Below are 13,090 nucleotides of genomic sequence, written 5' to 3' on the forward strand. Positions count from 1 at the left end.
TTAGGGTTCGGTATCCGGAAGGGCTCCAGAAGCATCACAAGCACCGTAGTTCCGGTATCGAAGGAAGGCGAGAGCATATGACGCCCCCGCACAATTACCTCGCCGTCATAAAGGTCGTCGGAATCGGCGGCGGCGGTGTCAATGCGGTGAACCGCATGATCGAACAGGGACTCAAGGGAGTCGAGTTCATCGCGGTCAACACCGACGCACAGGCATTGCTGATGAGTGATGCCGACGTCAAGCTCGACGTCGGCCGTGAACTGACTCGCGGCCTCGGCGCCGGCGCGGACCCCGAGGTCGGACGCAAGGCCGCCGAAGACCACAAGGACGAGATCGAAGAAGTCCTCAAGGGCGCCGACATGGTGTTCGTGACCGCAGGCGAGGGCGGCGGTACCGGGACCGGCGGCGCGCCCGTCGTGGCGAGCATCGCCCGCAAGCTCGGTGCGCTGACCATCGGTGTCGTCACCCGCCCGTTCTCCTTCGAGGGAAAGCGGCGCGGCGGCCAGGCCGAGGTCGGCATCACCGCGCTGCGCGAGTCGTGCGACACCCTCATCGTGATCCCCAATGACCGGCTGCTCCAGCTCGGCGACGCCGCGGTGAGCCTGATGGACGCGTTCCGCTCCGCCGACGAGGTGCTGCTCAACGGTGTTCAGGGGATAACAGATCTGATCACCACGCCGGGCCTGATCAATGTCGACTTCGCCGACGTCAAGTCGGTCATGTCCGGCGCCGGCAGCGCGCTGATGGGCATCGGTTCGTCCCGCGGAGACGGCCGATCGGTGAAAGCCGCTGAGGCGGCGATCAATTCACCGCTACTCGAGGCATCGATGGAAGGTGCGCACGGCGTGCTGCTCTCGATCGCGGGCGGTTCGGACCTCGGTCTGTTCGAGATCAACGAGGCGGCCTCGCTCGTGCAGGAGGCCGCGCACATCGACGCCAACATCATTTTCGGCACGGTGATCGACGACTCGCTCGGCGACGAAGTGCGGGTCACGGTCATTGCCGCCGGCTTCGACGCGGGCACGCCCGCGCGCCGTCCGGTGGAGGCGACCCCGGGTCGCTCGTCGATCGGTGTCGGCCGGGCGGGCCAGATCGGTGCTCGAACCAGCAGGGACAGTGAGGTTTCGGCCGATTACCGCGAGGCCGAGTCGGTGCGCGCGGAGGAATCGAGTCCGATGGGTGTGCGCGGCGAATCGCGTCCGCAGCCGGTCCAGGACGATCTCGAGGACGACGTCGACGTTCCGTCCTTCATGCGTCGGTGAGCTCGGCAAACAAGCCGACGCCGCGAGGAGGATTTACTGTTCGCCGCGTGGTCACCACGCGGGCGGGTGGCGTCTCCGTGCCGCCGTACGACAGTTTCAATTTGGGGGATCACGTCGGCGACGATCCGGCAGCAGTCGCGGCCAACCGCGAACGGCTGGCCCGGCAGATCGGCCTGGCCCCCGACCGGATGGTCTGGATGGAGCAGATCCACGGCCGCAACGTCGTCGTGGTGGACGGTCCGCAAGATCACCCGGTTGAGGCCAGCGATGCGATCGTCACGACCGTCCCGAACCTTGGGCTGGCCGTTCTCACTGCCGACTGTGTGCCACTGCTACTTTCCGACGACGAGGCGGGCGTGATCGCTGCCGTTCACGCCGGACGTGTCGGAGCGCGTATCGGCATCGTGCCGCGTGTGCTCGAGACGATGGTCACTCAGGGCGCGCAACTGAATCGGATCGGCGCGTTCCTCGGTCCCGCGGCGAGTGGGCGCCAGTACGAGGTGCCCGCGGCGATGCGGGCGGACGTCGAGGCACATCTGCCCGGCAGTGCGACCACCACAGTGCGGGGGACGCCGGGCCTCGATCTGCGGGCGGGGCTTCGCCGGCAGTTGCTGGAGGCGGGAATCTCGGCGGTCGCAATGGATCCGCGCTGCACGATCGAGGACAAGGCATTGTTCAGTCACCGACGAGGTGCGCCCACTGGCAGACTTGCCGGCGTGATTTGGATGCAGACCGAGCCGGTGCATACCGGGCTCCAGCAGGCTGAGCCCACCGCGCCGTGAGCCGAACCTCCGATCTGGCCGCAGCGCTGGACCGGTTATCCCAGCGGCTCGACGACGCCTGCCGTGCCGCGGGTCGCAACCGCGACGAAGTGGCGCTATTGCCGGTGACGAAGTACTTCCCGGCCTCCGATGTGCAGATCCTCTACGACCTCGGCTGCCGCGAATTCGGCGAATCGCGCGAGCAGGAAGCCTCGGTCAAGGTGACCGAGGTGCACTTCGCGAATCGTGTGTCGTGGCACATGATCGGCCGCCTGCAGCGCAATAAGGCTCGCGCCGTGGCACGTTGGGCATCCTCGGTGCATTCGGTGGACAGTGTTCGTCTCGCCAACGCGCTCGCTCGCGGCGTCGCCGAGGCGCGCGACGCGGGCGAGCGGTCGAGTGCCATGCGGGTTTTCGTTCAGGTCAGCCTCGACGACGATCCGAGCCGCGGTGGTATAGCGGCCGGCGACTTAATCGAACTCGCCGACACCGTAGGTGGCACATCGGAGTTGGAGCTTGCCGGGCTCATGGCGATCCCGCCGCTCGGCGTCGAACCCGATCGCGCGTTCTCCCGGCTGGCCGAGTTGCAGACGCTGGTGACCTCCGTGCACCCGGAAGCGACCGGGCTCTCGGCGGGAATGTCGAACGACCTCGAGATTGCCGTGCGGCACGGATCCACTTGTGTGCGTGTCGGTACCGCTCTGATGGGTCCGCGGCCGATAATCTCGGACTAACAACGGAATCACTCCAGTCACAACTGAAACAACCCCGCTGTCCGCTGAAAGACCACCAGTACATCGGGCCAGCCGCGCCGAGGAAGGTCGATCAATGAGCACCCTGCACAAGTTCAAGGCGTACTTCGGCATGGTCCCGTTCGAAGAGTACGAAGACGACTACTACGACGAGCCGACGTCGCGGCGCCCGAGCATGCGTGACGGTTACGCCGACCACGAACCGGTCGACTACGCGGAGCCGGCGTACAAGTCCGCGGCGTACGCGCGCCGTCCCGAGTTCGACGAGGACGCCTACGAGCCGCGGCGTCCGGCGCGTGTCGAGTCGATCGCGCCCCGCCCGACCCGGGCGAGCGCACCGGTCTCGCGCGCGACGACACGCGGGGCACTCGCGGTTGACGCCGGGATCGAGCGTCGGGCCGAGGAACGGCGTGCACCGCTGTTCGACGAGAGCGGTCCGCTGTCGAAGATCACCACGCTGCGGCCGCGGGACTACAGCGAGGCGCGCACGATCGGCGAGCGCTTCCGCGACGGATCGCCGGTGATCATGGATCTGGTCGAGATGAGCAACGCGGATGCGAAACGCCTCGTCGATTTCGCTGCCGGGCTCGCCTTCGCATTGCGAGGCTCGTTCGACAAAGTGGCAACTAAAGTGTTCTTGCTCTCACCGGCCGACATCGATGTGTCTGCCGAGGAACGCAGGCGGATCGCAGAAACGGGTTTCTACAACCAGCAATAGTCGAAGATTGACCGGCCGCCGGAATCCCGGCGGCCGCCGTCGTTTTGATCACCCGTAGATAGTCAGGCAGAGTGAATGCGTGGTCGTGTTCGCGGTGTTGTACTTCGTCCTTTTCATATTCTGGCTGTTGTTGATCGGCCGGATCATTGTCGAGTTCATCCGGGCCTTCGCCCGAGACTGGCACCCGACTGGCGTGGTCGTGGTCATCTTGGAGGCGGTCTTCACCATCACGGACCCGCCTGTGAAATTGCTGCGGCGAATCATCCCGCCGATTTCACTGGGTGGCCTGCGACTGGACCTGTCGATCATGGTGTTGCTGTTTCTCGTTTACATCTTGATGGAAATCGTCAGCCGTCTCGCACAACCGGCCGGTTTGGCATGATTCTGAGCGACACGGTTAGAGTGGTTAGGTTCGACAACGCTCATAGAGCCGTTCCGACCAGTAGCTTTACCGCTTGCAATATGCGTGAAGGGATCCTTCCATGCCGCTGACACCAGCTGATGTGCACAACGTCGCGTTCAGCAAACCGCCAATCGGAAAGCGTGGCTACAACGAGGACGAGGTCGACGCGTTTCTCGACCTGGTCGAGCAGGAGCTTGCTCGACTGATCGAGGAGAACGCAGACCTGCGCCAGCGCGTGAGCGAGCTCGACTCCGAGCTTTCCGATGCCAAGCGGGCGCCGCAGCCCATCAAGCAGGAAGCCCCTGCCCCCGCTCCAGCCCCGAAGCCGGAACCCGTTCACGTTCCCGAGCCGCCCAAGCCCGCTCCCGCGCCCGAACCGTCCGCTGAGGCGAACCTGCAGGCCGCGAAGGTTCTCGGACTTGCCCAGGAGATGGCCGACCGGCTCACCAGCGAGGCCAAGGCCGAGTCCGAGCAGCTCCTCACCAACGCCCGTACGAATTCGGAGCGCCTGGTCACCGACGCGCGGATGCGTGCCGAGGGCATGATCGGCGAGGCGCGGCAGAAGTCCGACGCGATGATCACCGACGCGCAGACCCGTTCGCAGAATCAGCTTCGCGAGGCCCAGGAGAAGTCCGACGCGATGGCCGCGGAGGCCGAGCGCAAGCACACCGACGTCATGGCGACGATCAACCAGCAGCGTTCGGTGCTCGAGGGTCGCATCGACCAGCTCAAGACCTTCGAGCGCGAGTACCGCGTGCGGTTGAAGTCGTACCTGGAGTCGCAGCTCGAGGAGCTGGAGAACCGCGGTTCCGCGGTGCCGGCCGACGGCGGCGATGCATTCGATAACAACAGCCGCGGACAGTCCTCGTACGCCAACGAGAGCAACTAAGCTCGCACCATTGTGCTGGTACTGACGCTCGTGATGGCTGCCGTCGGGTTCACACTCCTCGTCATCGCGTTGTCCACCGGTTCGGTGGCATGGGCGTGGGGCAGCATCGGCGTGTGCCTGGTGGGTGCGGTTCTGCTCCTGGCGAGTGCCCTCAGCGGGCGCAACCGGACGCGATGAGCACCACGATCGACCGGTAGAATCCGGTTTTGCACAACCTTCGGCGTGGATCCGGCCATCACCGGGGAGCCTTCGGAAGAACGGCGAGCATGCTCGCTCAGTAGAACCGAACGGGAGAGCCCGTCACAGCTCGTGAAGAGAGGCTCGGACGCAGTGTCCGGGCAAGCGGGGTGGTACCGCGGTAGCAACGCAACGGCGTTGCGATCGTCCCCGTGCCGAGTAAACGGGCACAGGAGACGCGTCATGGCCGACCAGCCGACCACCGAACAGTCGTATCCCCGCGTGGACCTGACGGCGGGCATCGCGGCCTCCGGCTCGCTCTTTCCCGAGCTCGAGCAGCGCGTCCTCGAACGCTGGGCCGCGGACGGCACCTTCCGCAAGAGCATCGAGCAGCGCGCGGACGCGCCGGAATTCGTCTTCTACGATGGCCCGCCCTTCGCCAACGGCCTGCCGCATTACGGCCACCTGCTGACCGGGTACGTGAAGGACGTCGTCCCGCGCTACCAGACCATGCGCGGCCACAAGGTCGAGCGTCGGTTCGGCTGGGACTGCCACGGCCTGCCCGCCGAGATCGAAGCGGAGAAGCAACTCGGCATCACCGACAAGTCGCAGATCGACGAGATGGGACTCGCCGAGTTCAACGCGGCCTGTAAGACCTCGGTGTTGCGCTACACCGACGAGTGGCGCAACTACGTCACGCGTCAGGCGCGCTGGGTCGATTTCGACAACGACTACAAGACTCTCGATCTCGACTTCATGGAGTCGGTGATGTGGGCGTTCAAGCGGCTCTGGGAGAAGGGGCTGATCTACCAGGGCTTCCGGGTGCTGCCCTACAGCTGGTACGAGCAGACACCGCTGTCGAACCAGGAGACGCGGCTCGACGACGCCTACAAGATGCGCCAGGACCCGGCGGTCACGGTCGACATGCCGCTGCGCGTCGCCGCGGATCATCCGCTTGCCGCGCTCGATGGTGCGAACGCGGTGATCTGGACCACGACTCCCTGGACGCTGCCGTCCAACCTGGCGATCGCGGTCCACCCCGACCTGCGCTACGTGCACGTGCAGGCCACCGATGGCAAGCGGTACGTACTCGCCGCCGAGCGGGTCAGCCACTACGCGCGCGAACTCGAAGGCGCCGAACAGCTCGGCGAGTTCGACGGCGCGGCCCTGGTCGGCCTGCACTACGCGCCGCCGTTCGACTTCTTTGTCGGACATCCGAATTCGCATCGCGTGATCGAAGCGGACTACGTCACCACCGACTCCGGTACCGGCATCGTGCATATGGCGCCGGCCTTCGGTGAGGAGGACATGGAGTACTGCTCGGCCAATGGGATCGAGCTCGTGCAGCCGCTGGATCCGGGCGGCAAGTTCACCTCGATGGTGCCGCCCTACGAGGGCCAGATGGTCTTCGACGCGAACCCGAACATCATCCGCGACCTCAAGGCGGCAGGAAAGATCCTGCGGCACGAGACGATCGAGCACTCGTACCCGCACAGCTGGCGCTCGGGCCAGCCGCTGATCTACATGGCGGTGCCGAGCTGGTTCGTCGCGGTGACCAAGTTCCGCGACCGCATGGTCGAGCTGAACAAGCAGATCACCTGGGTGCCCGAGCACATCCGTGATGGCCAGTTCGGTAAGTGGCTCGAAGGCGCGCGGGACTGGAACATCAGCCGAAACCGATACTGGGGCAGCCCGATCCCCGTGTGGGTGTCCGACGATCCCGCCTACCCGCGGATCGACGTGTACGGCAGCCTGGACGAGCTCGAGGCCGACTTCGGCGTGCGCCCGACCGATCTGCACCGCCCGATGATCGATGACCTGACCCGTCCGAACCCGGACGACCCGACTGGGCAGTCGACCATGCGCAGGGTGCCGGAGGTACTGGACTGCTGGTTCGAGTCCGGCTCGATGCCGTATGCGCAGGTGCATTACCCGTTCGAGAACCGCGACTGGTTCGACGGTGAAGGTGGCCAGGAACCGCACAACCCGGGCGATTTCATCGTCGAATACAACGGGCAGACCCGCGGTTGGTTCTACACGCTGCACGTTCTGGCGACCGCGCTGTTCGACCGTCCTGCATTCAAGACCGTTGCCGCACACGGCATCGTGCTCGGCGACGACGGCCTGAAGATGAGCAAGTCCAAGGGCAACTACCCGGACGTCAACGAGGTGTTCGACCGGGACGGCTCGGACGCGATGCGCTGGTTCCTGATGAGCTCGCCGATCCTGCGTGGTGGCAACCTCATCGTCACCGAGCGCGGCATCCGCGAGGGCGTCTCGCATGCGCTGCGCCCGCTGTGGAACGCCTGGACCTTCCTGCAGCTCTACGCGGCCAAGCCGGGCAACTGGCGGACCGACTCTCCGCACGTCCTGGACCGGTACGTGCTGGCTAAGCTTGCCGCACTGCGGGATTCGATGACGGCAGCGCTCAATGTGTACGACATCGCAGGCGCGTGCGAAGAACTGCGCGCCTTCAGCGATGCGTTGACGAACTGGTATGTGCGCCGGTCGCGTCAGCGGTTCTGGCGTGAGGATCAGGATGCGATCGACACGCTGCACACTGTGCTCGAGGTCGTGAGTCGGCTGGCCGCGCCGCTGCTACCGATGGTCACCGAGGTGATCTGGCGTGGCGTCACCGGCGGCACCTCGGTGCATCTGACCGACTGGCCTGCCGAGGGTGAGGTTCCCGCCGATCGCGAGCTCGTCGAGGCGATGGACGAGGTGCGCACGGTTTGCTCGACGGTGCTCAGCCTGCGCAAGGCGCAGAACCTGCGGGTGCGGCTGCCGCTCTCGGAGGTGACCATCGCCGCAGGTGACGCCGAGCGCTTGACGCCGTACGCCGACATCATCGCCGACGAGGTGAACGTCAAGAAGGTCGATCTGACGACCGACGTCGACGTCCACGGCAAGTTCGAACTGGTCGTGAACGCCCGCGCCGCGGGCCCGCGCCTGGGCAAGCAGGTGCAGGACGTGATCAAGGCGGTCAAGGCCGGCGACTGGACCGAAACCGACGGAGTCGTCAGTGCGGCCGGCATCGCGCTGCTGCCCGAGGAATACACCCAGCGTCTCGTCGCCGCGGAGCCCGAGTCGACAGCGGCGCTGCCCGGCAATGCCGGTCTCGTGGTGCTGAATTCGACGGTCACCGAGGAGCTCGAGGCCGAAGGTTGGGCACGCGACGTGATCCGCGAACTGCAGGAGGCTCGCAAGACCGCGGGTCTCGATGTCTCCGATCGGATCAGCCTCGTGCTCGGCGTCGACGAGGAGCACGTGGGCTGGGCGCAGACCCACAGCGAACTCATCGCTGGTGAGGTGCTCGCCACCGAGTTCTCGCTCGGCGATCCAGGCGCGGACGCCGTGGATGTGATCGAGGGCGTGCGCGCGCGGATCACCCGGCGCTGACTCCGGCTTCCAGTTCAGGGCTCGAACCGATACCCCATGCCCGCCTCGGTGAGTAAGTGCTTCCCCCATTCGGTGGGTCGAGCACCGCTACGCCGGCGGACCTGGCCATGGGTGGTCGGGGCTGACGATATTCGCGATCTCCGTGAAGAAGTTCCATACGCCCAGCGGATCGGCGTTCGAATTGACGAGGAACACCACCGTCTTGTCCTCCGGTGGAAGGTAATAGGCGTAGGCCTGGAATCCTCCGATGTTGCCGTTGTGGCCGATCCAGCCGTTCTGGTATTCGACTCCGAGCCCGTAGAGCGATCCCGCGCCTTCAGAGGGCGCCAACTGAAATTGCTCCCGTGCGCGCTGAGTCTCCTCGGAGAGCAATGTTCCGACCGCCAGGTCGTGCGCCCACACGCGAAGATCGTCGAGTGTGGAAATCATGTCTCCTGCACCGAATCCCCACGACGGACTCCAGTCGGTCGAATCCACAGTCGCGCCGTCGGGAATCTTCGCGTACCCCTGAGCGTGCGGTGAGGGAAGCGCAGCAGAGGTGGGAACCGAGGTGGTGTCCAGATTCTCGGGTTCCGTGATGTGCTCGGCGATGTAGTCGTTCAGCGCTTGGCCGGAAGCCTTCTCGACGACGAGGCCCAGAAGCACCGTGTTGGTGTTCGAGTAGTCGAACTCGGTACCCGGCGCGAAGAGCGGCGGACGGCTGAAACTGATGGCGAGCATTTCCTGCGGTGTCCACACGTGCTCGGGGTCAGTCGGCTGCGCCGAGATCACGACATCCGAGTAGTTTGCGAGTCCACTCCGCATGGCAGCCAGTTGGCGGATGGTGATGTTTTCCCCGTTGGGAACGCCCGGCACATATTTGGCGATCGGATCGTCGAGGCCGACCTTTCCCTGATCGACCATTTGCAGCACGGCCGTCGTGGTGAAGGTCTTGGTGATACTGCCGATGCGCATATGGAGATCGGGCGCCATGGGGTCGCCGGTCGCCGTGTCGCGTAAACCGAAGGCCTGCACGTACGCAGAGTCGCCCTGCCATACCCCGACGATTACCCCGGGAACCGAGGCCTGCGCCATTCCCTGTGAAATCGTCTCGGTGAGCTGCGCTTCGGGCAGGTCCGACGAAGTAGCCGACTCACCGCACCCCACCAGGCTCGCGGTCAGGATCGCCAGGACCGCGACGAGTCGCCCCGAAAATGTCCCTGCCACAAATGCCAGTATGAGCGGGCTGCATCGCCCGGGAGGCGGATCGCGTCGAGCCGGTTCTTTACGCCCTAGTCGGTGCCAGAGCGTCGAGCACCTTGTGCGCCCAGCGCATCGATGCGATCGGGTCGGCGTCTGGATTGCCAACGGTCGGGTCGAAGTTCAGGTCGAGAAACGTCTCGGTGATGCCGTTTCGCGCGAGTAGGTCCAGATCGCCGCGGATCTCGTCGAACGATCCCGATAGCGGCTTCGAGCGCTCGGCATTGCGTAGCACGCCGCGGCAGATGAAGCGCAGCTGGCTCTCGTCCCGACCGGCCTCGCGTGCCGCCACTTTCACGATTTCGACCTGTTCGCCGATCGCGGTGAGATCGGTGTGGCTGCTGCTCATCCAGCCGTCGGCAAGCCGTCCCGCGCGCTGCAGCGCGACCGGTGCGCTACCGCCCAGGATGATCGGCGGGTGCGGTTGCTGCACGGGCTTGGGCTGGATCTTCGAGCGCGGCACCCGATAGAACTCGCCGGCAAATTCCACGGGATCGGCACCCCACACCGCACGCAGCGCCGAAATGTACTCCGCGCCCCGCGCTCCGCGGCGGCTGTAGTCGGCGTCGGCGGCGATGAACTCGTCCTCTGACCAGCCGAGTCCGAGGCCCGCGTCGAGCCGCCCACCCGACAGGACATCGAGGGTGGCCAGTTGCTTACCGAGAATCGCGGGCGCCTGAAAAGGCACGTTGACGATGCCGGTGCCGAGCCGGATTCGCTCGGTCACCGCGGCCGCGAAGCTCAGCGCCGCAACGGGATCGAGGACGCTGGCGTATTGCGGGCCGAGTGGGGTGGATTCGGCGACGAGGATGCGCTGATAGGTCCACAGCGTCGAGTAGCCGAGTTCCTCGGCGCGCCGCGAGATCTCCACGATGTTGCCCGGCGTCGCCCACGACCCCGAGACCGGCAGTCCGAATCCGATGTCCATGGCCTCCACTCTGCCCGCTGTTCGCGATGGCGGGAACATTCGGCGCCCGGCGCGCATCCGAATGGCAGCCGCAGCACAGCGGCACCGACACAACGACGAGGAGAAACAATGACGAATCCGTTCCAGATCCCCGACCTGAGTGCGATTGCCGCCGGCATCCAGGACGCGGTGGGGTCGAACTCTCGATCGGCATTGCGGGAGGCCCGGAGTTCGAAATCGACACCGAGGGCCGGTTTGGTGCATACGGCGGTTTCGATGCGCATGGCGCGCACGAGCACATCGACTACTCGGGCGACCTCGGGTGATACCGCGAACCTGTCGGGAGGCGGGCGTAGCGTCTGCGGCGTGGGTACTCGGCGGGAGACGGTAGACGCGCTGCTCGAGCAATTGCAGCCGCTCGACGTTCGTGTGCACCCGATGTTCGGTGAATACGCGCTGTACTGCGACGAGAAGGTCGTCGGCTTCGTGTGCGACAACACGCTGCTGATGAAGATCACCGACGTGTCGGATCGGTATTCGGACGGCCTGCCGCTCGGCCGGCCGTATCCGGAGGCCAAGGACTATCTCGCAATACCGTCCGAGCGGCTGCACGAGGTGGACTGGCTGCACGGATTCGTTCAGGCGACCGCGGACGTGCTGCCCGTCCCGAAACCGAAGAAGACTCGCCGAAAGACGTGACCGCAGACCCCACCCGCAGTGCCCGCTGGGTCCTCCATCTCGACATGGACGCGTTCTTCGCCTCCGTCGAGCAACTCACTCGACCCACGCTGCGCGGGCGACCAGTGCTCGTCGGCGGCACCGGCGGGCGCGGTGTGGTCGCGGGTGCGAGCTATGAGGCGCGGGTGTTCGGTGCTCGCTCGGCAATGCCGATGCATCAGGCCCGTCGGCTGGTCGGGGCAACGGCGGTCGTGCTGCCACCGCGGGGAATCGTGTACTCGTCCATGAGCAAAACCGTCTTCGACACAGTCCGCGAGCGGATGCACGTGCTCGAGCAGTTGTCCACCGACGAGGCATTCGGCGAACCCGCCGATCTTGCCGGGGCGGACGCGGCCTCGGTGTGGAAGTATTGCGAGGACCTGCGCAGCCACGTCCGAGAACGCACCGGCTTGGTCGCGTCGATCGGAGCGGGCAGCGGCAAGCAGGTCGCCAAAATCGCCTCCGGACTCGCCAAACCCGATGGCGTGCGGGTGGTTTCGCCCGCCGAACAGGACGAGCTGCTCGCCGCGCTACCCGTCCGCAAGCTGTGGGGAATCGGCCCCGTCGGCGAGGCGAAGCTGCGCAAGCTCGGGGTGGAGACTATCGGCGCGTTCGCCGAGATGCCGGAGTCGGAGGTCGCGTCGCTGCTCGGTGGCACGGTTGGTCCGTCCCTGCACCGCCTCGCGCGCGGCATCGACGACCGCGCGGTCGTCGAACGGGCCGAGGCGAAACAGATTTCGGCCGAGACAACCTTCGCCGCCGATCTCGTCACCCTCGTTCAATTGCGTGAGGCTGTGGAGTCGCTCGCGGCGTCCGCGCATCGACGCCTGGCCAAGGACGGCCGTGCCGCGCGAACGGTCGTGCTCAAGCTCAAGAAGGCGGATATGAGCGTGCTCACCAGGTCGGTGACGCTGCCCGCCGCAACCACGGAACTCGCGATGCTCGTGGCCGCGGCGCAACGGTCCGTGATCGACCCGGTGGAGCTCGGGCCGATCAGGTTGGTCGGAGTCGGCTACGGCGGGCTGTCGAGCGTCAGTCAGACAGCACTGTTTCCCGAGCTGGATATCCCCGTCGAAACGGAATCGGCCGCTGCGCTTTCGGAGCCACCGCCGGCGGAGGACGTTGCTGCCGATCCGGTCTGGCTGCCCGGCACCGATGTTCGGCATTCGGAGTACGGCCACGGCTGGGTGCAGGGCGCGGGGCACGGTGTCGTGTCGGTGCGATTCGAGACGCGGTCAACCGGACCCGGACCGGCCCGCACCTTTCCCGCAGAGGAGTCCGCGCTGGTGAGAGCCGATCCGTTGGACAGCCTCCGCTGACGGGTAGCCTGGGCACGGACCGCGAACAAGTACGACGCAAAGGACGAGCAGTTGAACCTTCGCCCCACGAGCCGCGCCCTGGTTGCGGGCATGGCGATCGTTGCCGCACTGACAATGACCGCATGTAGCTCCGACGACGACAATGGGTCGAGCACCACCACGTCGAAGGCAACCACCAGCGCGAGCGATACCACCGCACAGGCCGACACCCCGCCGGTGCCGTCGGCCGAAGATCTCAATGCCCAGCTGCAGATTGCACTCGATCCCGCCGTGCCGTCGAGCGAGAAGGCCGACATGGTGCAGGGCGCCGAGGCCGATCCCGAGCTGCCGAACCGGCTCGCCGAGGCTTACAAGCAGTCGGGCGCGACCATCGTCGTGACCAGCGTCCAGGATCTCGGCGGATCGCTGCAGGCCAACGCAGACTTCACGATCAACGGTCAGGTCAACCCGGTCACCGTGCCGTTCGTTGCCGAGGACGGCAAGTGGAAGATTGAGAAGACCTGGGCATGCTCCGCCCTGATGAACCTGCAGATCCAGTCGCCCGCGT

Annotated in this window: 13 protein-coding genes; 11 read left to right on the forward strand and 2 right to left on the reverse strand. The window is 65.9% G+C overall.

The window, feature by feature from the left end; translation table 11 throughout:
• Nucleotides 1-77 precede the first annotated feature (77 nt).
• The 8 genes from ftsZ (at nucleotide 78) to ileS (ending at nucleotide 8,361) form a co-directional block, all read left to right on the forward strand.
• A complete protein-coding gene (ftsZ, locus tag A8G08_RS20340) occupies nucleotides 78-1,262 on the forward strand; it encodes a cell division protein FtsZ (protein WP_068278215.1) in 1,185 nt (394 codons plus the stop codon).
• The gene (gene pgeF / locus A8G08_RS20345; protein ID WP_068278217.1) at nucleotides 1,259-2,044 is read left to right on the forward strand and encodes a peptidoglycan editing factor PgeF; all 786 of its coding nucleotides are present in this window, start codon (nucleotides 1,259-1,261) and stop codon (nucleotides 2,042-2,044) included. The genes ftsZ and pgeF overlap by 4 nt, the downstream gene beginning before the upstream one ends.
• Nucleotides 2,041-2,757, forward strand: coding sequence for a YggS family pyridoxal phosphate-dependent enzyme (locus A8G08_RS20350; protein WP_068278218.1), 717 nt, complete (start codon nucleotides 2,041-2,043; stop codon nucleotides 2,755-2,757). Before pgeF ends, A8G08_RS20350 begins: the two co-directional genes overlap by 4 nt.
• Before the next feature lie 94 nt (nucleotides 2,758-2,851).
• A complete protein-coding gene (locus A8G08_RS20355; RefSeq protein ID WP_068278220.1) occupies nucleotides 2,852-3,493 on the forward strand; it encodes a cell division protein SepF in 642 nt (213 codons plus the stop codon).
• Nucleotides 3,494-3,572: 79 nt separating this feature from the next.
• Nucleotides 3,573-3,875: a YggT family protein gene (locus A8G08_RS20360; RefSeq protein WP_068278221.1), complete on the forward strand. Its 303-nt coding sequence runs from the start codon at nucleotides 3,573-3,575 to the stop codon at nucleotides 3,873-3,875.
• A 100-nt stretch (nucleotides 3,876-3,975) separates the two neighbouring features.
• Nucleotides 3,976-4,785 (forward strand): DivIVA-like cell division protein Wag31, encoded by an 810-nt coding sequence (wag31, locus tag A8G08_RS20365; RefSeq protein WP_068278222.1) that lies wholly within the window; start codon nucleotides 3,976-3,978, stop codon nucleotides 4,783-4,785.
• A gap of 12 nt (nucleotides 4,786-4,797) precedes the next feature.
• A complete protein-coding gene (locus tag A8G08_RS27620; RefSeq protein ID WP_169823346.1) occupies nucleotides 4,798-4,962 on the forward strand; it encodes a hypothetical protein in 165 nt (54 codons plus the stop codon).
• A 243-nt stretch (nucleotides 4,963-5,205) separates the two neighbouring features.
• A complete protein-coding gene (gene ileS, locus A8G08_RS20370) occupies nucleotides 5,206-8,361 on the forward strand; it encodes an isoleucine--tRNA ligase (protein ID WP_068278224.1) in 3,156 nt (1,051 codons plus the stop codon).
• Nucleotides 8,362-8,448: 87 nt separating this feature from the next.
• On the opposite strand, the gene A8G08_RS20375 is transcribed toward ileS, so the two are convergent.
• A complete protein-coding gene (locus A8G08_RS20375; protein WP_187344499.1) occupies nucleotides 8,449-9,567 on the reverse strand; it encodes a serine hydrolase domain-containing protein in 1,119 nt (372 codons plus the stop codon).
• 58 nt (nucleotides 9,568-9,625) lie between these two features.
• The gene (locus A8G08_RS20380) at nucleotides 9,626-10,528 is read right to left on the reverse strand and encodes a TIGR03619 family F420-dependent LLM class oxidoreductase (protein WP_068278226.1); all 903 of its coding nucleotides are present in this window, start codon (nucleotides 10,526-10,528) and stop codon (nucleotides 9,626-9,628) included.
• Nucleotides 10,529-10,636: 108 nt separating this feature from the next.
• Here A8G08_RS20380 and A8G08_RS28085 point away from each other — a divergent pair, with 108 nt between their 5' ends.
• The 3 genes from A8G08_RS28085 to A8G08_RS20400 form a co-directional block, all read left to right on the forward strand.
• Complete coding sequence (locus A8G08_RS28085; RefSeq protein WP_245672918.1) at nucleotides 10,637-11,206, forward strand: TfoX/Sxy family protein; 570 nt, start codon at nucleotides 10,637-10,639, stop codon at nucleotides 11,204-11,206.
• A 44-nt stretch (nucleotides 11,207-11,250) separates the two neighbouring features.
• On the forward strand, nucleotides 11,251-12,543 hold the full coding sequence (locus A8G08_RS20395; RefSeq protein WP_068278259.1) for a DNA polymerase IV: 1,293 nt from the start codon (nucleotides 11,251-11,253) through the stop codon (nucleotides 12,541-12,543).
• 51 nt (nucleotides 12,544-12,594) lie between these two features.
• A partial coding sequence (locus A8G08_RS20400) for a WKL family lipoprotein (protein WP_084436619.1) occupies nucleotides 12,595-13,090 on the forward strand: 496 nt, incomplete at its 3' end.

Source organism: Aldersonia kunmingensis (genome assembly GCF_001646865.1).
Lineage (GTDB): Bacteria > Actinomycetota > Actinomycetes > Mycobacteriales > Mycobacteriaceae > Aldersonia > Aldersonia kunmingensis.